This is a genomic window from Burkholderia sp. Bp8998 (assembly GCF_003854235.1).
In the GTDB taxonomy this organism is placed as follows: Bacteria; Pseudomonadota; Gammaproteobacteria; order Burkholderiales; family Burkholderiaceae; genus Burkholderia.
Map to the genome: position 1 here is coordinate 335,904 of NZ_QTQF01000001.1, position 22,280 is coordinate 358,183.

Here is a 22,280-nt window from a genome sequence, read left to right on the forward strand (position 1 = left end):
CGGGTGCGGTGACTCCGGTCGTGCGCCATCGTGGGGGCACCGCGTGTCGCGCCTGCCGAACGCGCTCGACTGCACGCATCGCATCGTGATGTAATCGCGCGAAATGACCAATCGGGGTACGACACCGGCTGGCGTGCGCATTCATTCCTCACGAGGTCGATTCATGTCCCCCGTCTCGGCATTCAAGCTGGTTCTGTTGTCATTCCTCGCTATCGTCGCGCTCGAATGCATTGCCAAGCGGTTGCGGTTGCCGCCTGCGGCCGCGCTGCTGATCGGCGGTATCGGCATCGCGTTCATTCCCGGCCTGCCGCCGATCAACCTCGATCCGGAACTCGTGCTGCTCGTGTTCCTGCCGCCGCTGCTGATGGACGGCGCGTATTTCACGGTGTGGGAGGAGTTCAAGCACAACGTGGGTGGCATCCTGCTGCTCGCGATCGGCGCCGTGGTGTTCACGACATTCGCGGTCGGCTTCGCCGTGCACTGGGTCGTGCCGTCGCTGCCGTGGGCCGCGTGCTTCGCGCTCGGCGCGATCGTGTCGCCGCCCGATGCGGTGGCCGCGAAGGCGGTGCTCGAACGCGTCGCGCTGCCGCGCCGCCTGATGGTGCTGCTCGAAGGAGAGAGCCTGCTGAACGACGCGGCGGGCCTGGTGCTGTTCCGCTTCGCGGTCGCCGCCGCGCTGACGGGCGCGTTCAGCTTCGAGCACGCGGTCGTGCGCTTCGCGGAACTCGGGCTCGGCGGCGTCGTGGTCGGCTTCCTGGTCGGCAAGCTCGTCGTGTGGTTCCTGAAGCTGCCCGACGACGACTATCTGGTGATCACCGTCGCGGTGATCGCCGGCTGGATCGCATACATCGCCGGCGAAATGGTCGAGGTGTCGGGGGTGATCGCGACGGTCACGGCCGGCATGATCATCGGCTGGCACCAGCACGAAGTGTTCTCGGCGGCCGTGCGCACGCGCGGTACCGCGTTCTGGCAGGTCATCGTGTTCCTGCTCGAGGCGATGGTGTTCGTGCTGATCGGGCTGTCGCTGCGCGGCGCGATCCACCGGCTCGGCGGTTTCGAGCAGGTGCTCGGCACGATGATGCCGGCCGTGCTCGCGGTGCTGGCGGCCGTGATCGTGTCGCGCTTCGTGTGGGTCTATGCCGTCGAAGTGCTGAAGTGGCCGGTACGCGGCATCGTGCGGCGCGGCGGCGCGCCCGACTGGAAGGCCGCGACGGTCATGAGCTGGGCCGGCATGCGCGGGGTCGTGACGCTGGCGATCGCGCTGTCGCTGCCGGAGGCGATGCCGGGCCGCGACGTGATCCTGGTCGCGTCGTTCGCGGTGATCCTCGTCACCGTGCTGCTGCAGGGCACGACCATCGGGCCGCTGATCCGGCTGCTGCGCCTGACGCAACGCGAAGAGCGCGCCGCGCATCATCTGACCGAGCCGCAGACGTGGGCGCATATCGAGGCGGCACAACTCGCGGCGATCCAGCCGCTGGTGCGCGACGACAGCGGCAAGGTGATTCACCCGCGCCTGCTGGAGCAATACACGTATCGTGCGGAACTGACCGAGCGGGCGAAGAACGAGCCTGAATATCCGGCGGAGGTCCGCATCGCGCACTACGACGTCGTGCTGGCCGCGATCAAGGCCGGGCGCGCGGAGCTGCTGAGCCTGCACCGATCGGGCCGCATTCACGACGAGATGCTGCACATGGTCGAGCGCGATCTCGACCTGCAGGAAGTGTCCGCGCAGCACGCGCGCGGGTAACCCGTCACGCGGGCGGGCCGCGAACGCACGGCCGCCTTGCTGCGCCAACCGGGTTCGACCGGCGGCGCCCCATGCGTTCGCTCCGCGGCCGATCGCGTCGCGGCGCGCGACTTTCCCTTCCATCTCTCCGATTCCGTCGCATCGGAATCCGGCCCCGATACGTTCGACGCAAGGGTCTTGCAGCGCATGCAAACCTCGTGGCGCCGGCTTCGCAAACGTTATCGTCTTTCGCGTCCGGAAATGATCTGATTTAACTGAATCCCGCTCTTTCACCATATTTGGCAAAACTAAACCGGAATGAGATAGATGCTGTGTTCTAATTTCATTTAGAATCAGCCGGTTATCTTTATTGAGAGAAAGCACACGGAGGTAATGCGACCGTCGTCGGGGGAAAATCGGCGTTCGGATCCCCGTGAGGCAATGCTGACAGGCCAGGTCAGCAACTACAGGCGGATTGCTCGGCCGCTAAATCAAGATGGCGTCCAAGTCGGATAAACAACTCCTATGAAAGAATCAATTGGAGATTTGGCGTTTGAAACGGTATTTATGAAAGAATCGAGCGGTGAAAACGCGCCGGATTGTCTCGAATCTGGGCTATCGGTTCTGCTCGTCGACGATCAGCCGTTCGTCGGCGAGGTGATCCGTCGCGCGCTGCGCGGCGAGCACGATATCGACCTGCATGTGTGCACCGACGCACACCGGGCGATGGCGGTCGCGCGCGACGTGAAGCCGACGGTCATCCTGCAGGATCTCGTGATGCCGGACATCGACGGCCTCGACCTCGTTCGCGCGTGGCGCGCGGACGCCGCCACCGCACGCGTGCCGATCATCGTGCTGTCGGCGAAGGAGGAGCCGATCGTCAAGCGCGAGGCGTTCATCGCCGGCGCGAACGACTATCTCGTGAAGCTCCCGGACGCGATGGAGCTGACCGCGCGCATCCGCTATCACTCGAATTCGTACCTGATGTCGCGGCAGCGCGACGAAGCGCTGGACTTCCTGTCGCACGACATGCGCTCGCCGCAGACGTCGATCCTCGCGTTGCTCGAGGTCTACCGGACCGAGCACGGCGACATGCCGGCGATCATGGAGCGCATTGCCGCCCACGCCCGGCGCGCGCTCGCGCTCGCCGACGGCTTCATCCACCTGACCCGCGCGCAGTCGGAACGCCGCGCGCACGAGGTCCTGAGTCTCAACGAGATCGTGCTCGACGCCGTCGACCAGCTGTGGGAGAAGGCGGCCGGATTCGGCAGCCGGGTCGTCGCCCACGTGCCCGACACCGAGTGCGTGACGATGGGCGATCGCATGATGCTCACGCGCGCGGTCGCGAACCTGATCGACAACGCGCTGAAGTACGGCCCGGCCGGCACGGACGTGCGTTGCATGCTGAGCGACGACGACGGTGCCTGGCTGATCGGCGTCGAGGACGCCGGCGCCGGCATCGCGTCCGACCAGCGCACGGCCGCGACCGAGTCGTTCGTGCGGCTCGAATCCGCGCATGGCGCGGCACGCAGCGGCTTCGGCCTCGGGCTTGCGTTCGTCCGCGCGACGGCCGCGCGGCATCGCGGCCAGATCCTGATGCGCAATACGGCGCGCGGCTTCATGGTCGCGCTTCGGCTGCCGGCGCAAGCGGAGCGATGATTTCGCGACGCGGCCCGCCGGTGCCGCGCTGCCCGCAGACCCCGATGCGCTCGTGGCGCGCCGTCCGGCGCGCGGGCGGGCGCGGTTTTTTTCAACGCTGATTTTAGAAAGCCCATAACGAACATGGCCACCGTGACGCCCCGCGCGACCAATGAAAGCCTGCACCCGACGATCGGCGCCGCCCGGCTGACGCTCGGCAACCGTATCCTGCTCAGCTTCGGCGTGCTGTTCGTGCTGATGCTGGTGACGGCCGGCGTGTCCTACGAGCGCCTGCGCGCGATCAACACCGAAGCCGTCAGCATCGAGCGCGACTCGCTGCCGGGCGTCTATCTCGCGGCGTCGCTGCGCGGGACGGTCAACGAATCGTTCGCGATGCTGCAGCAGGCGACGTTCGTCGATACCGATCCCGAACTCGTGCAGCGCGATTTCGCGAGGATCGGCGAGGCGCTCAAGGAGGTCGAGTCGTTGTCGGTCGACTACCAGAACACGACGTTCCGCGATGACGATCGTCAGCGCTTTGCGGCGTTCCGCGCGTCGTTCGATCGCTACCTGCCGCTCCTGAACGACGCCGTGCAAAAGCACCGCGTATCGCACGAAGAGTCCGTCTCCGCGTACGCGAAGGTGCAGCCGGCGTGGGCCGAGGTCGTGCGCAACGCGAATACGCTGGTGCAGGAGAACCGCAAGTTCGCCGACCAGTCCGCGAAGCTGATCCGCGAGTCAGTGCAGGACACCGAGATCGTGCTCGCTACCGCGCTGGGCATCGTGCTGCTGTCCGCGCTCGCGCTCGGCTACGGGCTGTTCCGCGCGGTCACCGTGCCGATGACGCGGCTCGTCGAGGTGCACGACGTGATGCGCACCGGCAACCTGACCCATCGCCTCGACCTGCGCCGCCGCGATGAATTCGGCACGCTCGAGACGGGCTTCAACCGGATGGCCGACGAGCTGACCGAACTGGTCGCACGCGCGCAGCAGTCGTCGCTGCAGGTGACGACGTCGGTCGCCGAGATCGCGGCGACGTCGCGCGAGCAGCAGGCGACCGCGAACGAAACCGCGGCGACGACGACCGAGATCGGTGCAACGTCGCGCGAGATCTTCGCGACGTCGCGCGACCTGCTGCGCACGATGAACGAGGTGGCCGGCGTGGCCGAGCAGTCGGCGACGCTCGCGGGCGTGAGCCAGAGCGGCCTCACGCGGATGGGCGAGACCATGCGCAGCGTGATGGATGCGGCGGGTTCGGTGAATGCGAAGCTCGCCATCCTCAACGAGAAGGCGCTGAACATCAACCAGGTCGTCGCGACGATCACCAAGGTGGCCGACCAGACCAACCTGCTGTCGCTGAACGCGGCGATCGAAGCCGAGAAGGCCGGCGAGTACGGCCGCGGCTTCGCGGTCGTCGCGACCGAGATCCGCCGCCTCGCCGACCAGACGGCCGTGGCCACCTACGACATCGAGCAGACGGTGAAGGAGATCCAGTCGGCCGTGTCGGCGGGCGTGATGGGGATGGACAAGTTCTCCGAGGAAGTGCGCCGCGGGATGCTCGACGTGCAGCAGGTCGGCGGGCAGCTGTCGCAGATCATCGCCGAGGTGCAGACGCTCGCGCCGCGCTTCCAGATGGTCAACGAAGGGATGCAGACGCAGGCGAACGGTGCCGAGCAGATCACGCAGGCGCTGTCGCAGCTGTCGGAAGCTGCGCAGCAGACGGCCGAATCGCTGCGCCAGTCGTCGCAGGCGATCGACGACCTGACGCTCGTCGCGAACCAGTTGCGCACCAGCGTGTCGCGCTTCAAGGTCGACGCGTGACGCGCGCCGAGTCGCAAGGCTGCGCGCACGCGCTGTTCCTGATGTTCGAGCTCGACGGCGAGCGCTATGCGCTCGACGCGGCCGACATCGACGAGGTGTTGCCGCTCGCGACCACCAAGGCCGTGCCCGGCGCGCCCGCATGGATTGCCGGGCTGCTGATGCGCGGCGGCCAGCCGGTGCCCGTGATCGACGTGCCGATGCTCGCGCTCGAACGGCGCGCGCATGCGCTGCGTTCGACGCGGCTGGTGATGGTTCGCTATCGCGTCGGGCAGCTCGACCGCGAGCGCGTGATCGGCCTGATCGTCGAGCGCGCGACGCAGACGCTGCGGATCGACCGCGCGGCGTTTCGCGCCAGCGGCGTGTCGACCGCGCGCACGCGCTGGCTCGGGCGCGTCGCGAACACGCCCGACGGGATCGTGCAGCAGGTCTCGGTGTCGGACCTGATCGACGACGTTGCGCGCCTGTATCTGTTCGACGGCCTGCCGGGCCACGGAGGGGAGTCCGCATGAAAGCGTCCGATTCGCGATTTCGCGGCTGGCTGCTGCGCGAGACCGGCATCGACCCCGATTCGCTCGGCAACGATTTCCTGAGCCGTGCACTGACGGAGCGCGTGCAGGCGCTGCAGGGCGACGGCGAGCGGCTGTCGTCGGCGGCGCGGCCGCCCGTCACGCCGGAAGCGCTCGACGCCTACTGGCAGCAGCTCAACGCGTCGGCCGACGAACGGCGCGCGCTGATCGAACTGTTCGTCGTGCCGGAGACGTGGTTCTTCCGCGATCGCGAGGCGTTCGCGACGCTCGCGCGGCTCGCGGCCGAGCGGCTTGCCGCGATGCCCGGGCGCGTGATCCGCGTGCTGAGCGCGCCGTGCTCGACCGGCGAGGAGCCGTATTCGGCGGCGATGGCGTTGCTCGACGCCGGGCTCGACCCGGCCAGCTTCACGATCGACGCGATCGACCTGAGCGCGCGCGCGATCGAACAGGCGCGGCTCGGCTGCTACGGACGCAATGCGTTTCGCGGCACGGCGACCGAGTTCCGCGGCCGCTACTTCACGCCGGCCGCCGACGGCTGGCTGCTCGACGAGCGCGTACGCGCGCGCGTGCAGTTTCGCCAGGCGAACCTGGTCGAACCGGGCATCGATACGGGCATCCGCTACGATTTCGTGTTCTGCCGCAACGTGCTGATCTATTTCGATCGCGATGCGCAGGACCGCGTGATCGGTTCGCTCGAAAGCGCGCTCGCCGACGACGGGATGTTGTTCGTCGGGCCGGCCGAAACCGGCGTCGCGATGCGGCACGGGATGCGCTCGGCACGCGTGCCGCTGGCGTTCGCGTTTCATCGCGTCCGCGGCGGCGCCGCGGCGGACGGGGACGCGGCCCGCCATCCGGCACCGGTGCCCGCGGTTGCGCCGTACCGGCGCGCCGAGCGCTTCGCTGTGGCGCCGCCGGCTGTGACGCGCCCGCTGCTGGCTGTCGTCCCGTCGACATGGATCGATGCCGCGCCGTCGCGTGCCGTGTTCGCACCGGCCGAGCGTCCGATGGCGTTCGAGCCGCGGGCCGGCTTGCACGTTGACTTACCGACCCATGCGGCCAATGTGCCCAACGTGGCCGACACGCCCGCGACGCCGGTCGCCGACAGCGCCGCGCCCACGCTCGAGGAAGCGCAGGCGCTGGCCAACGCGGGCGCATTCGACGAGGCCGAGCGCGTGCTCGCGCAGTTCTCCGCGCACGCCGGGCCGCACGCGGACGCGTTCTACCTGAACGGGCTGATCGCGGATGCGCGCGGGCGAGTCGCGGAAGCGGGCGATTTCTACCGGAAGGCGCTGTATCTGCGGCCGACGCACCATGAAGCGCTGACGCATCTCGCGACCTTGCTCGACGTCGGCGGCGATGGTGCCGGCGCGCAATGGCTGCTCGAGCGCGCGCGGCGCTCCGCCGGATAATGAGAATACGGGTTGGGAGCCGACATCGGGATGACCGAGGAAAGAATGAACCGCGACACCGTTGCCACTGACGATACGACGATCGGCGTCGACGATTGCTGGAACCGGATCGGCACGCACGGCGACCGCTCGTGCGAGCGGCTGGCCGACTGCCTGCGCTGCCTGAACTGCCCGGTCTACGCGTATCACGCGGCGAAACTGCTCGAACGCCCGCTCGGCGTCGCCGAAATGGCCGACGCCACGCAGCGGATCAGCGCATTCGACGCGACTCGCGCGCACGGCGACGACGATACGCACCAGGCGGCGCTGGCGTTTCGCGTCGCCGACGAATGGCTCGCGCTGCCGATCGGCGTGCTGCGCGAGATCGCCGGCACGCGTCCGATCCATTCGCTGCCGCATCGGCGCCATTCGGCCGTGCGCGGCGTGGTCAACATTCGCGGCACGCTGCGCATCGCGATCTCGATCGGCGCGCTGCTCGGCCTCGACGCGGGCAAGGGCGCCGAGGGTGGCGCGGACGGCCGTTTCACGCGGCTGCTGGTTGCCGCGCACCAGGGCGAGCCGGTGGTGTTTCCGGTCGACGAAGTCGAGGGTGTGCTGCGCTTCGGTGCATCCGAATGGGTGCCCGTGCCCGCGACGGTTGGGCGCGCGAGCGCCGGCCTGTCGCGCGGCGTGCTGTCGTGGCGCGGCAAGTCGGTGGGCCTGCTCGACGACGATCGGCTGTTCGACGCCGTGACACGGAGCATGCGATGAGCGGCGATGACGATCTGAGCCACCTGTCGCTGCTCGAGCTGTATCGCGAGGAGACGCGCACGCAGACCCAGGCGCTCTCCGAACGCCTGCTCGCGCTCGAATCGGGCGAGCCCGACTCGGTCGCGCTCGAGGCGTGCATGCGCGCCGCGCATTCGTTGAAGGGTGCCGCGCGCATCGTCGGCGTGCCGCTGGGCGTCGACATCGCGGGGCGCATGGAAGAATGCTTCGTCGCCGCGCAGGCCGGCACGATCGCGCTGACGGCCACGCATGTCGATGTGCTGCTCGCCGGTGTCGACCTGCTGGTGCGCGTCGCCGATCCGCAGGCGCAGCCGGTGTCGTCGGCGGAGATCGAGGCGTTCGCGCTGGCGCTGACGGGCGCCGACGGCGCGCACGCGATGCCGACATCGGCCTTCGCGTCGCCGCTGGCACCGCCGTCCGCCGCGACGTTCCGCGAGCACGATGGCGCCGCGAACGAACCCGTCGGGGCCGGCGCCGCGGTGCCGCCGCTCGCCGTGTCGGCAGCCGTGCCCGATCCGGTCCAGGCCGGCCGCGCGGCCGGTGCGGGTGCGATGCGCCGCGTGCGGGCCGATACGCTTAACCGGCTGCTGAGCCTGTCCGGCGAGTCGCTCGTCGAATCACGCTGGCTCAAGCCGTTCGCGGAGTCGATGCTGCGCGTGAAGCGCGCGCAGCGCGATGCGGCCCGTTCGCTCGATCTGTTGTACGAACAGTTTGCCGACGATCTCGACGCGAGCGTGCTCGCGTCGCTGAGCGAAGTGCGGCACATGCTCAACGACCTGCAGCGCTCGCTCGCCGAGCGCATGGACGAATTCGACCGCTTCGAGCGGCGCAGCACGCACATCGCCGAGCAGTTGTACGACGAGGCGCTGCAGTGCCGGATGCGGCCGTTCGGCGACGCGACGCGCGCGTATCCGCGGATCGTCCGCGATCTGGCGCGCTCGCTCGGCAAGCAGGTGCGCTTCTCGATCGTCGGCGAAGGCACGCAGGTCGACCGCGACATCCTCGACCTGCTCGACGCGCCGCTCGGACACCTGCTGCGCAACGCGATCGATCACGGCGTCGAGTCGCCCGACGCGCGCCTCGCGCGCGGCAAGCCGGCCGAGGCGAGCGTGACGCTGGAGGCGCGGCACAGCGCCGGCTCGCTGCTCGTCAGCGTGATCGACGACGGGCCGGGCGTGGACATGGACGCGTTGCGCGCGGCCGTCGTGCGCCAGTGCCTGACCGACGACGAGACGGCTGCGCGGCTGTCCGATCCCGAACTGCTCGAATTCCTGCTGCTGCCGGGCTTCTCGATGCGCGATGCGGTGACCGACGTGTCGGGGCGCGGCGTCGGCCTCGACGCGGTGCAGGAGATGGTGCGCGGCGTGCGCGGCGCGGTGCGCATCTTCAACGAGCCCGGCGCGGGCATGCGCTTCGTGCTGCAGCTGCCGCTCACGCTGTCGGTGATCCGCAGCCTGCTGGTCGAGGTAGGCGGCGAACCTTACGCGTTCCCGCTCGCGCACGTGCGCCGCACGCTCGAACTGTCGCACGACGACATCGACGTGCTCGAAGGCCAGCCGCATTTTCCGTTCGACGGCCGGCGCGCGGGCCTCGTCGCCGCGCACCAGCTGCTCGATGCAGGCGAGCCCGGCGTCGCGCGCACGAGCACGGCGGTCGTGGTCGTCGGCGGCGAACCCGAGCTCTACGGTGTCGCCGTCGACCGCTTCCTCGGCGAACGGATGCTCGTCGTGCAACCGCTCGACAGCCGCCTGCACAAGATCCAGAACATCGCGGCCGGGGCATTGCTCGAGAACGGCGACCCGGTGCTGATCGTCGATGTCGAGGACCTGATCCGCTCCGTCGACAAGCTCGTGCGCGGCGGCCAGCTCGCGAAGCTCACGCGCGATCCGAAGCTCGCGCGCGCCGACCGGCGCCGCCGCGTGCTCGTCGTCGACGATTCGCTGACGGTGCGCGAGCTCGAACGCAAGCTGCTGGAAAAGCGCGGCTACGACGTGACCGTCGCGGTCGACGGGATGGACGGCTGGAACGCGGTGCGCAGCGACGCGTTCGACCTGGTCGTCACCGACGTCGACATGCCGCGCATGGACGGGATCGAACTCGTCACGCTGATCAAGGGCGACCCGATGCTCAAGCGCGTGCCGGTGATGATCGTGTCGTACAAGGATCGTGACGAGGATCGCCGGCGCGGGCTCGATGCCGGCGCGGACTACTATCTCGCGAAGAGCAGTTTCCACGACGAGGCGCTGCTCGATGCGGTGCATGACCTGATCGGGGACGCGCGCGGATGAATATCGGCATCGTCAACGATCTGCCGCTTGCCGTCGAGGCGCTGCGCCGCGTGATCGCGCTGCGCACGGACCACCGCGTGCTGTGGGTGGCGACCGATGGCGACGAGGCCGTGGATTTCTGCGTCGCGCATCCGCCCGACCTGGTGCTGATGGATCTCGTGATGCCGAAGGTCGACGGCGTGGCCGCGACACGGCAGATCATGGCGCGCGCGCCGTGCGCGATCCTGGTCGTGACCGCGAGCGTCAGCGCGAACACGTCGTCCGTCTACGAGGCGATGGGCGCCGGCGCCCTCGACGCGGTCGACACGCCGACGCTCGCGCTCGGCCTGCCGTCGGATGCGGCGCCGCAGCCGCTGCTCGCGAAGATCGACCAGATCGGCCGGCTGCTCGAAAGCCGGACCGCGACGCTCGTGCCGCCCGGACCGGCGCCCGCGCGCGGCCAGCCGACGCTGATCGCGGTCGGCGCGTCGGCGGGCGGGCCGACGGCGCTCACCGCGCTGCTGCGCGCGCTGCCGGCCGATTTTCCGGCGGCGCTCGTGATCGTGCAGCACGTCGACCAGGCGTTCGCGGTCGGCATGGCGGAGTGGCTCGACGGCTATACGCGGCTGCCCGTACGCGTCGCGCGGCAGGGCAGCGTGCCGCGGGCGGGCGAGGTGCTGCTCGCGGCGACCGACGATCACCTGTATCTGTCGCCGCGCGGCGTGCTCGGCTATACGCGGCATCCGGCCGAGACGCCGTACCGGCCGTCGATCGACGTGTTCTTCAACAGCGTCGCCGACGGCTGGCAGGGCGATGCGCTCGGCGTGCTGCTGACCGGGATGGGGCGCGACGGCGCGCTCGGGCTGAAGGCGATGCGCGCGAAGGGGTGCTACACGATCGCGCAGGACGAGGCGACGAGCGCCGTCTACGGGATGCCGAAGGCGGCCGCGGCGATCGGCGCGGCGTCGGCGATCCTGCCGCTCGAGCGGATCGCGCCGCAACTGATCTCGCGCGTGACGCGCATGCCGCTCGACTGACGGTGCGCGGCGGCCCCGGCGGGGCCGCATTGCGCGCGACGCGCGGCGTCGCGTACAATTGCCGCCTGCGGAGATGGCATGCCTCCCTGCGGTCGATCCCGGCGCGTCGCGCACGGTTCGGCCCTCAACCGCCGGTTTGCCCGGCTGATGATGCCTGCGTGTTCCTGGGTTGTCAGGAGGTCGCAGGCCGTCCATGCGGTATTCTGCCGCCCAGGTTTTGATGTCCTGTCGAATCTGGAAATCATGTTTTTCTCGACTTCTGCCGATTTTTTCGCGACCGTGCGCTACGTGTGCCGCTGGCTCGCGCTGTCTGCGTTGCTCGGCGCGCTGGCCGGCACGGCTTCCGCGTTGTTCCTGATCGCGCTCGACTGGGCGACCGGCACGCGCGTCGCGCATCCCTGGCTGCTGTGGGGGCTGCCGGCCGCCGGTTTCGCGACCGGCTGGGTCTATCACCGGTTCGGCCAGTCGGTTGCACGCGGCAACAACCTGCTGATCGACGAGATTCACGATCCAAAGGCGCTCGTGCCGAAGCGGATGGCGCCGCTCGTGCTCGTCGCGACCGTCGTCACGCACCTGTTCGGCGGGTCGGCCGGCCGCGAGGGCACGGCCGTGCAGATGGGCGGCGCGCTCGCCGATCGCGTCACGCACCTGTTCCGGCTCGATCGCGAGCATCGGCGCGTGCTGCTGATGGGCGGCATCGCGGCCGGGTTCTCGTCGGTGTTCGGTACGCCGCTTGCGGGCGCCGTGTTCGGGCTCGAGGTGCTTGCGATCGGCCGCGTTCGGTACGACGCGCTGCTGACCTGCGTCGCGTCGGCGATCGTCGCGGATGTCGTGTGCCGCGCGTGGGGCGTGCATCACACCGCTTATGCGATTCCATTCGTGCCGGCCGTGTCGGCGACGGGGCTGGCCGCGACGGTCGTCGCGGGTGTCGCGTTCGGCATCGTCGGCCGGCTGTTCGCGTTCGCGACGCATGCGCTGACCGCATGGTTCCGCCGCGTCGTCCGTCATGCGCCGCTGCAGCCGGTGCTCGGCGGGGCGCTGGTGGCCGTGGCCGCCACCGTGCTGAATGTGCCGCAGTATCTCGGCCTCGGGATTCCGACGATCGAGGCCGCATTTCACGGGCCGCTGCCGGTTTACGATTTCGCGGGCAAGTTCGCGTTTACCGTCGTCACGCTCGCGTCGGGATTCAAGGGCGGCGAAGTGACGCCGCTGTTCTACATCGGCGCGACGCTCGGCAACGCGCTCGGGCAGGTGCTCGCGCTGCCGGTGCCCGTGCTCGCGGGGCTCGGTTTCGTCGCGGTGTTCGCGGGCGCGGCCAACACGCCGATCGCGTCGACGATCATGGCGATCGAATTGTTCGGCGCGGATGTCGGCGTGTATGCGATCGTCGCGTGCGTGGTTGCCTATCTGTTTTCCGGGCACGCGGGGATTTACCGATCGCAGCGGGTGGCGGTGGGGAAGGGGGCGCGGGTGGATGTGGAGTGAAGTCGGTGTGCGGGGGGGCCGACCGGGCGCATCGCGACGGAAGCCGACGCCCGGTGATCCCGAGCATCACCGGGGCAAGCGGCGTCCGTTGCAGTTACGCCTTCGGCAGCCGCGCGACGTTCCGCGCGAGCAGTTCCTCGATGTCGATACCCTTCTCCGCGAGCAACGCGGTGACGACGCCGGTCAATTCCCCGAGCGTCTCCTTGACCGACTCGCGGATCGTGTCCACGACGACCTGCGTGCTGCGCTCGATCTCGATATTGACCTTGTCGTCGACGCCCTTCGCATCGAAGGTGGTCGCGCGTCGCGTTTCGGGAATCAGCCAGACTTCGAACCAGCCTTCGTCGCGATTGACGTCCGACACGGTGAGGCTGCAGCCGTTGATCGCGATATAGCCCTTCGCGAACACATAACGTTTGAAATCGGCCGGCACGCCGATGCGGATCATCCGGTTGTGCTCGGACGACGCGATGTGCAGGATGGTCCCCATGAAGTCGACGTGACCGGACAGCGGATGTCCGCCGATCTCCGCGCCGTCCTTCGCGGCCCGCTCCACGTTGACCCGGGCGCCGGTCGTCAGGTCGGCCAGCGTGGTGATTCTCAGGCTCGGCAACATCACGTCGAAGTCGATCAGCAGCGGGGAGTGGATGGTCGTCACCGTCAGGCAGACGCCGTCGACCGAGACGCTCGCGCCGATCTCGATATCGGTGGTGAACCGCTCGGGGAATTCGATGGTGAACGTTCTCAGTTCGCCGTGATCCTTGATGGCCTTGATGACGCCAACACCCTGAACAATGCCTGTAAACATGATCTGCCTTTCGTCGCAAATTGCCTGGCCGGTATGATAAGTGATCCGGGGAACCCCCATCACGAACGTGGTTGCGCAGCGGCAGGCGGCGCATCGCGGATGCACGCGGAAACAAAAGCCGTGCATCTGAACCGACCCCAGGAAGTCGGGCGGACGTGACCCGGCGGCAGCAACCATATCGTCGGGCCACATCACGATCCCGCCTGGATCAAGCCTCCGCCGGTTCCCCCAGCGGGCCGGCGTCACCGTTCACCATGCGTCGCGGCGTATCGATCAAGCCCTTCGCCAGTTCCAGCGCCTGCCGCTCGAACAACCGGCGATATACCCCGCCGTCGATGCGGATCAGCGCGTCGTGGTTGCCTTCCTCGATCACCTTGCCGCGATCGAGTACGAGCAGGCGGTCGAGCGAGCGCACCGTCGACAACCGGTGTGCGACGACGAGCGTCGTGCGGCCGACCATCAGCCGCTCCATCGCCTGCTGGATCAGCACCTCGCTTTCGCTGTCGAGGCTCGACGTCGCTTCGTCGAGGATCAGGATCGGCGCATCCGCGAGGAACGCCCGCGCGATCGCGACGCGCTGGCGTTCGCCGCCCGACAGCTTGATCCCGCGCTCGCCGACGAGCGTGTCATAGCCGTCCGGCAGCGCGGCGATGAAGTCGTGCGCGCTGGCGAGCCGCGCGGCGCGCTCGATCTCCGCGCGGCTCGCGTCGGGACGCGCATACGCGATGTTCTCCGCGAGCGTGCGGTGGAACAGCACGGGCTCCTGCTGGACGATCGCGATCTGGCTGCGCAGCGAATCCTGCCGCACCTGCGCGATATCCTGGCCGTCGATCGTGATGCGGCCGCCCGACACGTCGTACAGGCGCTGGATCAGCTTGATGAACGTCGTCTTGCCCGACCCGGAATGACCGACGAGCCCGACGCGCTCGCCGGGCGCGATGCGCATCGAGAAGTCGTCGTACAGCGGCACCGGATGGTTGCCGTAACGGAACGTCACGTGCTCGAAGCGGATCTCGCCTTGCCCGATCCGGATCGCCGGCGCACCGGGCCGATCGTCGATGCCGAGCGGCTGGCGCTCGAGCGCGACGAGCTCTTCCATGTCGTTGACCGAGCGCTGCAGGTTGCGGATGTGCATGCCGACGTCGCGCAGGTAGCCCTGCAGCATGAAGAACATCGTCAGCGAGAACGCGATGTCGCCGACGCTCGCTTCGTCGTTCGCCCACAGCCGCAGCGCGACGCCGATCATCGCGGCCTGCATCGCGACGAGCATCGCGCCCTGCAGCCCGCCGTTGAACGTGCCGCGCACCCACGTGCGGCGCGTGCGCTGACGCCACTTGCCGATCACGCGCGCGAGCCGCGCTTCCTCGCGCGTTTCCGCGCCGAACGCCTTGACGACCGCGTTGCAGCTCACCGCGTCCGCGAGTGCGCCGCCCATGCGCGTGTCCCACAGGTTGCCGAGCCGCGCGGCCGGCGCGACGATGCCGAGCGACACGGCGACCGTCACCGAGATGTACAGCAGCGAACCCGCGCCGACGACGAGCCCCATGACCGGCCAGTGCGTGCCGAGCAGCACGGTCGCGCCGACGAGCATCGTGACCGACGGCAGCAGCGCGATCAGCACCGTGTCGTTCAGCAGGTCGAGCGCCCAGATTCCGCGCGTGATCTTGCGCACGGTCGACCCCGCGAAGCTGTTCGCGTGCCAGTCGGTCGAGAAACGCTGCACGCGATGGAACGACGCGGCGGCGATCTCGCTCATCATCTTGAGCGTGAGCGTGATGATGTTCAGGTAGACGCCTTGCCGCAGCAGCGTCGCGCCGATGCCAAGCGCGGCCAGCGTGCCGAACGCGGTGACGGCCGAATGCCACGCGGCGGCGCGGTCGGTCAGGCCGGTCGACAGCGCATCGACGAGGCGCCCGGCGAACAGCGGCGTGAGCACGTCGGCAAGCGCGCCGAGCAGCGCCAGGGTCGCGATCATCGCGATGCGCGCCGGCTGCTTGCGCCAGTAGCGGAAGGTGAAGCCGAAGACGGCCTGGAATGCCTGGCCGCCCAGATGGGTGGTTTTTCTGGTCATGTATCGTTGCCCGGCGCATCGCGCGACGGGACTTTCCGGTTCGGAGAACGTCGAAAACGCAACAGCCGCGCCGCGCGGACGATGCGGGCGAAACGAAACGGGCTGTCGGGAAAATGCGCGGGCTGGCGGGTTAGCGGAGCACTCGGGAGCCGGCGCGGACGACGGGCAGGATCAGCCGCGTCGTGGGACCACGTTCGGGAAGGCTGCTGGCATTCGGAACATCTGCACCTCCCTGAAGTGAACGGTTGAAAGGACGCCGAAAAGACGTGAAGGGATTTTATCAGGCAAGCCGGATTCGCCGCAACGTCTGACGATGCGGCGTTGCAGCGTCGATACGGTTAGTATCTGGGGTTTCGGCCCTTTTCCGCGTGCGTTGCGCGGTGCGGTGCCGCACGGGGCGGCGGGCCGCATCGATTACACTTTGCCGTTGCGCGCCGGCCGCTGCGGCCGCGCGGATTCACCCCGAACCATTCCTGAGGAAACGATGAGCGACGTTCAGCAAGGCATCCTGGCTCCGATCGACACGGCGGCCCGATACCTCACTTTCACGATTTCGGACAACGGCAATGTCGCGGCGGCGCTGATGGCGTTGCGCGAACTCGTCGACGGGCGCGACACGGTCGCCGGCTTCGGACAGGCGCTGGCCGCGCACCTCGGGCGCCCGGTCCCGGGCCTCACCGAATACCCGGCGTTCGCGGTGAACGATCGCACGCTGCCGATCACGCCGGCCGACGTCTGGGTCTGGCTACGTGGCGACGATCGCGGCGAACTCGTGCTGCGCGCGCGAGCGATCGAGCGGGCGCTTGCGCCGGCGTTCGCGCTGCAGGATGTGGTCGACGGGTTTCGCTATGCGACCGATCGCGACCTGTCGGGTTACGAGGACGGCACCGAGAACCCGGCCGGCGACGACGCGCTGGCCGCGGCGGTCGTCACGGGGCAGGGCGCGGGGCTCGACGGTTCGAGTTTCGTCGCGGTTCAGCAATGGCTGCACGACTTCGACCGGATGGAGCGCATTGCGTCGGGCGACATGGATCACATCATCGGCCGCCGCCGCTCGGACAACGAGGAGCTCGACGACGCGCCCGAGTTCGCGCACGTGAAGCGCACCGCGCAGGAGAGCTTCGAGCCGGAGGCATTCATGCTGCGCCGTTCGTCGCCGTGGTCCGATGCACGCCGCGCGGGGCTCTACTTCGTCGCATTCGGCTGTTCGTTCCGCGCGTTCGACGTGCAGATGCGCCGGATGAGCGGCGCGGACGACGGCATCGTCGACGGCCTGTTCCGCTTCACGCGGCCGCTGACGGGCGCGTATTTCTGGTGCCCGCCGGTGAAGGACGGCAAGCTGGACCTGTCCGCGCTCGGGCTGTAAGCGCCGGACGACATCCGCAAACGGGCGGGCCGCGCATCGTGCGCGGCCCGCCCGTTTTGCTTGGTACGTATCGATCGCGTGCGGCGCGGTACGCCGCCCGTCAGCTCAGCGTCGTTTCGATGCGCGTGCCGCGCTTGATGAACAACGTCACCGGCGTCTTCTCGCAGATTTCCGCGAGGCGCTGGCGCTGCGCGTCGTCGAGCGTGCCGTCGAGCGTCACGACGCGGCGCACGTATTGTTGCCCTTCGCGATCGGCATGCAGTTCGGTGCGCACGTCGATGCGCGCGGCCGGCCACGTCTTGCGCTGCATGTACATGCGCAGCGTCGCGGCCGTGCATTGCGCGAGACCGGCCAGCACGAACTCGAACGGCGCCGGCCCGAGGCCCTGTCCGCCTTCACGCGGCGCCTCGTCGCCGGTCAGCGTGTGCGTGCCGGCCTGCAGCTGGACGACGTAGTCGGGCGCGTCGGCGGCGAGGGTGGCGGCAGCGTGGATGAGCGGCATGGCAAGTCTCCGGTAAGCGGGAAAGAGGGGACCGCGACGGGGGCGCGGCGTTTGAGCCGTCAGCATACCGTCGCGACGGAAATCTCGGGCGCAACGCGCGTCGACGGGTTCGCCAGAATCAGCCGGCGACGCCGGCACTCCGGCGCACGAGCGCCGCGACGCGCTCGCGCACCCACTGGTGCGCGCGGTCGGTCTCGCGCGACTCGTGCCAGTACGCGAGCAGCGGAAACGGCTTGAGCCGCAGCGGCAGCGGCTGCACGGCGATCGGCAGCATCGCCGCCATGCGCAGCGCATACGTGCGCGGCAGCGTCAGTAGCAGGTCGCCCGCCGCGGCGATCTGGCAGGCGGCGAAGTAATGCTGGCAAACGAGCTGGATGTGACGGAAGCGCCCGTCGTTGCCGAGCAGCACGTCGAGCGATTGCGGTTCGCCGAGCGACGACACCGCGATATGCCGCGCGGCGAAATAGTCGCCGCGCCGCAGCGGACCGCTCGTCAACGGATGGTCGTGCCGCATCGCGACGACGAGCGAATCGTCGAGCAGGTGCTCGGTCGCGATGCGCGGCCCGGTCTGCACGCGTCGATCGACGGCCAGGTCGAGATTGCCCGACGCGAGTTCGCGTTCGATGTCGTGCACCGCGACGCGGCGGCTCACGAACCGCAGGCCCGGCGCTTCGCCGGCGAACGTGGCGACGATCTGCGGCAGCGCGATCGATTCGAGCACGTCGCGAATGCCGACCGCGATGCTCAGGTCGAGCGTCGCCGGATCGAATGCCGACGGGTCGCGCGCGGCGCGTTGCAGGCCGGCGAGGTGAAGCTGCACGTCCGCGATGATCGCGCGCGTGCGCTCGGTCGGCACGACGCGATTGCCCTGGCGCACGAACAGCGGGTCGTCGAAATGCGTGCGCAGCCGGTTGAGCGCATGCGTGACGGCCGGCTGCGTCAGGTGCAGCGCGCGGGCGGCCGCGCCAATGCCGCCGTGCACGTAGACGGCATCGAGCACGCGGAACAGGTTCAGGTCGAGACGATGATCGGCGGGCACGGACGAAGGCGGCGTGGTGGGCGGTGGAGCGATTCTAATGGATGCGCAAACAACGGAACGCGGGTGCGCGCGGCGGAGACGATCGATACCGTTCGATGCGTGTCGATGATGGTCGTCCCGCTACGCGCGCGCGCCTGCACCCGATGCGCGACGCGATGCAGGCGCGCGACGCATGCGGGCGATGCGGGCGCGCCCATCGGCATGCGTAGGGCCACGCGGCCATGCCATCGGTCAACGACGGCCTGTAGAATTCCGCCATCATGCTGTCCCTCTCGGCCATTTCGTACCAAAGACACGACCCGTTCGGCTAAGATGCCGTCGCTTCATATTTCGAGATAGCCGTCCCTGTCGCACGCGTTCAAACCAAATAAAAACCTGACAGTTCGACGGTATTAAAAGAAGTCGAAACAGTCCGGGGGCTTGGCAGTGGAAGCAGCAGATCAGAGGTGGGTCGTCATCTATTTGAGTACGGGGTTTTCCTTGGCCCAGGCCGCGCGACTAGGCGAGGCCTTCAACCTGGCGAATCGCCTGCACGCGTTCAGTGCGGATTACCAGCTGAAGTACGTATCCGAAAGCGGGGGATTGCTGCAGTCGTCGTCCGGCGTGCAGATCGCCGCCGATCCGTTGGGCGACGAGCATGGCCATCGTGCGCTCGCGTTCTTTCACCTTCACGGTGACCGCGCGTCGGTCAACTGGAACGATGCATTGCGGCGCCGCCTGAGCGACATCGGCCGGCATGCGCGATGGATCGTCGATGCGATGGACCTGTCGACGCTCGCGGCGTCGCACCGGCAGACGGATGCCGGTCACGCGCGAACCGGTCGCACCCACCGTGCGGCGGCCACGATCGAACTGCAGGCCGGTGAGGTCGACGTGTTCGCGGCCGTGCTTGACATGTTCCGCGCCGATCTCGGCGACAGCGCCGCGCAGGAGATCGCCAGCAACCTGATGCGGCCGGTCGAGCAGCGCTATGCGCAGTCGATGTGGGCGTTTCGCGAACTGAGCGCGAGCCCGTCGATCCGGATGTCGGCGCAGCGGCTGCGCGCGCAGAGCGCGAACCGTATTTCGATCGCGGAAGTCGCGCAGACGGCCGCGATGAGCGAGCGCAATTTCCTGCGGCGCTTCAAGAAGGAAATCGGCGTGACGCCGACGGAGTTCGTGCAGCACGTGCGGCTCGAGCGCGCATGCCACATGCTGATCCACACGACGCTGCCGGCCGACAAGGTCGCGCGGCGCACGGGCTTCGGCAGCGGCGAGCGTCTGGCGAAGCTGTTTCGCCAGCGTCTCCTGGTGTCGCCGACCGAATTTCGCGTCGCCGAGCGCGAGCGGATCCTGACGAACGGCGCCGGGGCGCCGGACCCGCAGGCCGATCCGCCGCCCGCGCCACCGCTCGCGAAAGCCGCCGGCGAGCGGGCGGGCCGGGGCGTGCGCGCCGACGTGCGAGAGAAAGTGGGGCGGATGACCGTAAAATCACCGTGTCGCGATCACGATCCCCGGTTTCCATGCCCTTGCTCCCCACTACCGCCACAGCCCCCTTCTGCCCGTCAGAAGTAAAGGGCAGCATCACGATCGACGCCGGCGCGTCGCGCTGGATGAAGCTCAAGCGCTTCTTCGGCCCGGGCCTGCTGGTCGCGATCGGCTATATGGATCCCGGCAACTGGGCCACCGACATCCAGGCCGGCTCGCAATTCGGCTATTCGCTGCTGTGGGTCGTCGCGTTCTCGAGCCTCGCCGCGATCTTCCTGCAGATGCTCGCCGCGCGGCTCGGCCTCGTCGCGGGCAAGGATCTCGCGCAGGCCAGCTACGACCGCTATGGCCGCTTCGGCCGCATCGTGCAGTGGGTGACCGCCGAGGTGTCGATCATCGCGTGCGACATCGCCGAAGTGCTCGGCTGCGCGCTCGCGTTCAAGCTGCTGCTCGGTGTGCCGCTCGCGTGGGGGATCGTGCTGACCGCGCTCGACACGGTGATCGTCCTCGGGCTGCAGGGCAAGGGCGTCCGGCAGATCGAGGCGATCGTGCTCGGGTTGATCGCGACGATGGCGTTCTGCTTCGTCGCGCAGGTCGCGATCACGCCGCCCGACTGGCATGCGGTCGCGAAGGGGCTCGTGCCGGGCAATCCGGGTCATGACCGCAAGGACGCGATCGTGCTCGCGCTCGGCATCGTCGGCGCGACGATCATGCCGCACAACCTGTATCTGCATTCGTCGGTCGTGCAGACGCGCCATGTCGTCGGCGGCGCGCGCGGCCTGGTCCGCGACACGCTCGCGCTGGTGCGCATCGACACCTGCGTGTCGCTGTTCGTCGCGATGCTCGTCAATGCGGCGATCCTGATCGTAGCCGGCGCGGCGTTTCATGCGACCGGCCAGCACAACGTGACCGACATCGAACAGGCGTACCGGCTGATCACGCCGATCGCGGGCGGCGCGGCCGCGCTGCTGTTCGGTATCGCGCTGCTCGCGTCGGGGCAAAGCTCGACGCTGACCGGCACGATCGCCGGCCAGGTGATCATGGACGGCTTCCTGCATACCAAAATCCCGTGCTATCAGCGCCGGCTGATCACGCGTGGGCTCGCGCTGGTGCCCGCGCTGATCGGCGTGCTGTTGCTGGGCGAGAATTCGGTCGGGCAGCTGCTCGTCTGGAGCCAGGTGCTGCTGAGCCTGCAACTGCCGTTCGCGATGTGGCCGCTGATCCGGTCGGTCAGCGATCGCGGCATGATGGGCGAGCATGCGATCGGCCGCGGGATGCGGGTCGCCGCGTGGGCGCTGTTCGTCGTCATCACCGGCACGAACCTGCTGCTGATCACCGGTGTCGCAGGCTGATACAGCCTGTCACAGGCTGAAACAGGCGCGCGGCGCACCTGCGTTAAACTGCGCCTTTTGCTAGCCGTCCGACGTCCGTTATGTGGAGTGAAATCAGCAACATCGGCGACGCCGCGTTGACCCTGCCGGTTGCGCTGACCTGCGCGGTCTGGCTCGCGCTGTCCAACTGGCGGCTCGCGGTGCGCTGGATCGCACTGCTCGCGGCCGGCATGAGCCTGGTCGGGGCGACCAAGATCCTCTATGCGGGCTGCGGTATCGAGATCCCGCAGTTCGATTTCCGCGTGATCAGCGGCCATACGATGCTGTCGACGTCCGTGTGGACCGTCGCGCTGTCGACGCTGTGGCAGGCATTCCGTCCGGGCAAGGTGCCGGGCGTGGCGGCCGGTCTCGCCGTCGGCGCGGTGACGGCCGTCGCGCGGGTGTTCGACCAATCGCATACGATTCCCGAAGTCGTCGTCGGCTGGCTGCTCGGCGCGCTGGTCGCGCTGGTGTTCCTGCGTGCCTACGAGCGGGCGCACAAGCGCGTGTTCTCGCCGCGGATCGCGGCCGTCTGCCTGCTCCTCGTGTCCGGCATCGCGTACGGGCATCGCGCACCGTTCCAGCAGATGATCGACACGCATTCCCCGCAGTTCTGCGCGTTCATGCGCACGTCCGGCGACGGGTTTTGATCGCTGTTCGTTCCGGGGCATCGGAGCCCCGGTGTCAGATGCGGTCGTCGCCCCGGCCGCCGCCCCCGCGTCGCATCCCATTCGTTCCCCGTCGTTGTCGAAAGCCGGCGTCCGGCCTTCAGTGAGTCAATATTCGCGGTGATCGGCCGCGCCGCGCAGGCTCGTCCCCGTCGCCCGCCGATACGAAGGTCATGAGCCATGTCTATGACCGGGCATTACGAATATTCATTTCATCGATTGGCGGCAATCGCGTACGCTGGCGTTCGTTCGATCGGGGCCGGCAGCGGCGGCCTGCCCGATTTGTCCGGCGCGGTGCGGCCGGCTCGCTA

Annotated in this window: 17 protein-coding genes and 1 riboswitch; of the genes, 13 read left to right on the plus strand and 4 right to left on the minus strand. The window is 68.6% G+C overall.

Going from position 1 to position 22,280, the window contains the following annotated elements:
* Positions 1-163: 163 nt before the first annotated feature.
* The 9 genes from DIE06_RS01530 (at position 164) to DIE06_RS01580 (ending at position 12,678) form a co-directional block, all read left to right on the plus strand.
* On the plus strand, positions 164-1,747 hold the full coding sequence (locus tag DIE06_RS01530) for a Na+/H+ antiporter (RefSeq protein WP_124659846.1): 1,584 nt from the start codon (positions 164-166) through the stop codon (positions 1,745-1,747).
* A 504-nt stretch (positions 1,748-2,251) separates the two neighbouring features.
* Complete coding sequence (locus tag DIE06_RS01540) at positions 2,252-3,385, plus strand: hybrid sensor histidine kinase/response regulator (RefSeq protein WP_124659848.1); 1,134 nt, start codon at positions 2,252-2,254, stop codon at positions 3,383-3,385.
* A 123-nt stretch (positions 3,386-3,508) separates the two neighbouring features.
* Positions 3,509-5,185, plus strand: coding sequence for a methyl-accepting chemotaxis protein (locus DIE06_RS01550; protein ID WP_124659849.1), 1,677 nt, complete (start codon positions 3,509-3,511; stop codon positions 5,183-5,185).
* Positions 5,182-5,694 (plus strand): chemotaxis protein CheW, encoded by a 513-nt coding sequence (locus DIE06_RS01555; protein WP_124659850.1) that lies wholly within the window; start codon positions 5,182-5,184, stop codon positions 5,692-5,694. Before DIE06_RS01550 ends, DIE06_RS01555 begins: the two co-directional genes overlap by 4 nt.
* Positions 5,691-7,121: a protein-glutamate O-methyltransferase CheR gene (locus DIE06_RS01560; protein WP_124659851.1), complete on the plus strand. Its 1,431-nt coding sequence runs from the start codon at positions 5,691-5,693 to the stop codon at positions 7,119-7,121. The genes DIE06_RS01555 and DIE06_RS01560 overlap by 4 nt, the downstream gene beginning before the upstream one ends.
* Positions 7,122-7,166: 45 nt before the next feature.
* Complete coding sequence (locus tag DIE06_RS01565) at positions 7,167-7,871, plus strand: chemotaxis protein CheW (protein ID WP_124659852.1); 705 nt, start codon at positions 7,167-7,169, stop codon at positions 7,869-7,871.
* Entirely contained in the window at positions 7,868-10,177 is a 2,310-nt protein-coding gene (locus DIE06_RS01570) for a hybrid sensor histidine kinase/response regulator (protein ID WP_124659853.1), read from the plus strand. Before DIE06_RS01565 ends, DIE06_RS01570 begins: the two co-directional genes overlap by 4 nt.
* Entirely contained in the window at positions 10,174-11,193 is a 1,020-nt protein-coding gene (locus tag DIE06_RS01575; protein WP_124659854.1) for a chemotaxis response regulator protein-glutamate methylesterase, read from the plus strand. Before DIE06_RS01570 ends, DIE06_RS01575 begins: the two co-directional genes overlap by 4 nt.
* Before the next feature lie 60 nt (positions 11,194-11,253).
* Positions 11,254-11,357: riboswitch (Fluoride riboswitch) on the plus strand.
* 79 nt (positions 11,358-11,436) lie between these two features.
* On the plus strand, positions 11,437-12,678 hold the full coding sequence (locus DIE06_RS01580) for a voltage-gated chloride channel family protein (protein ID WP_124659855.1): 1,242 nt from the start codon (positions 11,437-11,439) through the stop codon (positions 12,676-12,678).
* A gap of 94 nt (positions 12,679-12,772) precedes the next feature.
* On the opposite strand, the gene DIE06_RS01585 is transcribed toward DIE06_RS01580, so the two are convergent.
* Positions 12,773-13,486 carry a riboflavin synthase subunit alpha gene (locus DIE06_RS01585; protein WP_124660047.1) on the minus strand — a complete coding sequence of 238 codons (714 nt, stop codon included), beginning with the start codon at positions 13,484-13,486 and terminating at the stop codon, positions 12,773-12,775.
* A gap of 208 nt (positions 13,487-13,694) precedes the next feature.
* Complete coding sequence (locus DIE06_RS01590) at positions 13,695-15,557, minus strand: ABC transporter ATP-binding protein (RefSeq protein WP_124659856.1); 1,863 nt, start codon at positions 15,555-15,557, stop codon at positions 13,695-13,697.
* A gap of 484 nt (positions 15,558-16,041) precedes the next feature.
* On the opposite strand from DIE06_RS01590, the gene DIE06_RS01600 reads away from it, so the two are divergent.
* Positions 16,042-16,923 carry a Dyp-type peroxidase gene (locus DIE06_RS01600; protein ID WP_124659857.1) on the plus strand — a complete coding sequence of 294 codons (882 nt, stop codon included), beginning with the start codon at positions 16,042-16,044 and terminating at the stop codon, positions 16,921-16,923.
* Between the two features lie 100 nt (positions 16,924-17,023).
* Here the strand turns inward: DIE06_RS01600 and DIE06_RS01605 are convergent, their stop codons facing one another.
* The gene (locus DIE06_RS01605) at positions 17,024-17,425 is read right to left on the minus strand and encodes an OsmC family protein (RefSeq protein WP_124659858.1); all 402 of its coding nucleotides are present in this window, start codon (positions 17,423-17,425) and stop codon (positions 17,024-17,026) included.
* Positions 17,426-17,543: 118 nt separating this feature from the next.
* Complete coding sequence (locus DIE06_RS01610; RefSeq protein ID WP_124659859.1) at positions 17,544-18,464, minus strand: LysR family transcriptional regulator; 921 nt, start codon at positions 18,462-18,464, stop codon at positions 17,544-17,546.
* 480 nt (positions 18,465-18,944) lie between these two features.
* On the opposite strand from DIE06_RS01610, the gene DIE06_RS01615 reads away from it, so the two are divergent.
* The 3 genes from DIE06_RS01615 to DIE06_RS01625 all read left to right on the plus strand — a co-directional run bounded on the left by DIE06_RS01615 (position 18,945) and on the right by DIE06_RS01625 (position 21,951).
* Entirely contained in the window at positions 18,945-20,018 is a 1,074-nt protein-coding gene (locus tag DIE06_RS01615; RefSeq protein ID WP_124659860.1) for a helix-turn-helix domain-containing protein, read from the plus strand.
* The gene (locus DIE06_RS01620; RefSeq protein WP_124659861.1) at positions 19,967-21,283 is read left to right on the plus strand and encodes an Nramp family divalent metal transporter; all 1,317 of its coding nucleotides are present in this window, start codon (positions 19,967-19,969) and stop codon (positions 21,281-21,283) included. Before DIE06_RS01615 ends, DIE06_RS01620 begins: the two co-directional genes overlap by 52 nt.
* A gap of 80 nt (positions 21,284-21,363) precedes the next feature.
* Positions 21,364-21,951, plus strand: coding sequence for a phosphatase PAP2 family protein (locus DIE06_RS01625; RefSeq protein WP_124659862.1), 588 nt, complete (start codon positions 21,364-21,366; stop codon positions 21,949-21,951).
* The last annotated feature ends 329 nt before the right edge of the window (positions 21,952-22,280 follow it).

Coding starts and splice junctions, on each gene's coding strand:
- DIE06_RS01530 (WP_124659846.1), top strand. CDS start 164: ATGTCCCCCGTCTCGGCATTCAAGCTGGTTCTGTTGTCATTCCTCGCT.
- DIE06_RS01540 (WP_124659848.1), top strand. CDS start 2,252: ATGAAAGAATCAATTGGAGATTTGGCGTTTGAAACGGTATTTATGAAA.
- DIE06_RS01550 (WP_124659849.1), top strand. CDS start 3,509: ATGGCCACCGTGACGCCCCGCGCGACCAATGAAAGCCTGCACCCGACG.
- DIE06_RS01560 (WP_124659851.1), top strand. CDS start 5,691: ATGAAAGCGTCCGATTCGCGATTTCGCGGCTGGCTGCTGCGCGAGACC.
- DIE06_RS01565 (WP_124659852.1), top strand. CDS start 7,167: ATGAACCGCGACACCGTTGCCACTGACGATACGACGATCGGCGTCGAC.
- DIE06_RS01570 (WP_124659853.1), top strand. CDS start 7,868: ATGAGCGGCGATGACGATCTGAGCCACCTGTCGCTGCTCGAGCTGTAT.
- DIE06_RS01575 (WP_124659854.1), top strand. CDS start 10,174: ATGAATATCGGCATCGTCAACGATCTGCCGCTTGCCGTCGAGGCGCTG.
- DIE06_RS01580 (WP_124659855.1), top strand. CDS start 11,437: ATGTTTTTCTCGACTTCTGCCGATTTTTTCGCGACCGTGCGCTACGTG.
- DIE06_RS01585 (WP_124660047.1), bottom strand. CDS start 13,486: ATGTTTACAGGCATTGTTCAGGGTGTTGGCGTCATCAAGGCCATCAAG.
- DIE06_RS01590 (WP_124659856.1), bottom strand. CDS start 15,557: ATGACCAGAAAAACCACCCATCTGGGCGGCCAGGCATTCCAGGCCGTC.
- DIE06_RS01600 (WP_124659857.1), top strand. CDS start 16,042: ATGAGCGACGTTCAGCAAGGCATCCTGGCTCCGATCGACACGGCGGCC.
- DIE06_RS01605 (WP_124659858.1), bottom strand. CDS start 17,425: ATGCCGCTCATCCACGCTGCCGCCACCCTCGCCGCCGACGCGCCCGAC.
- DIE06_RS01620 (WP_124659861.1), top strand. CDS start 19,967: ATGCCCTTGCTCCCCACTACCGCCACAGCCCCCTTCTGCCCGTCAGAA.
- DIE06_RS01625 (WP_124659862.1), top strand. CDS start 21,364: ATGTGGAGTGAAATCAGCAACATCGGCGACGCCGCGTTGACCCTGCCG.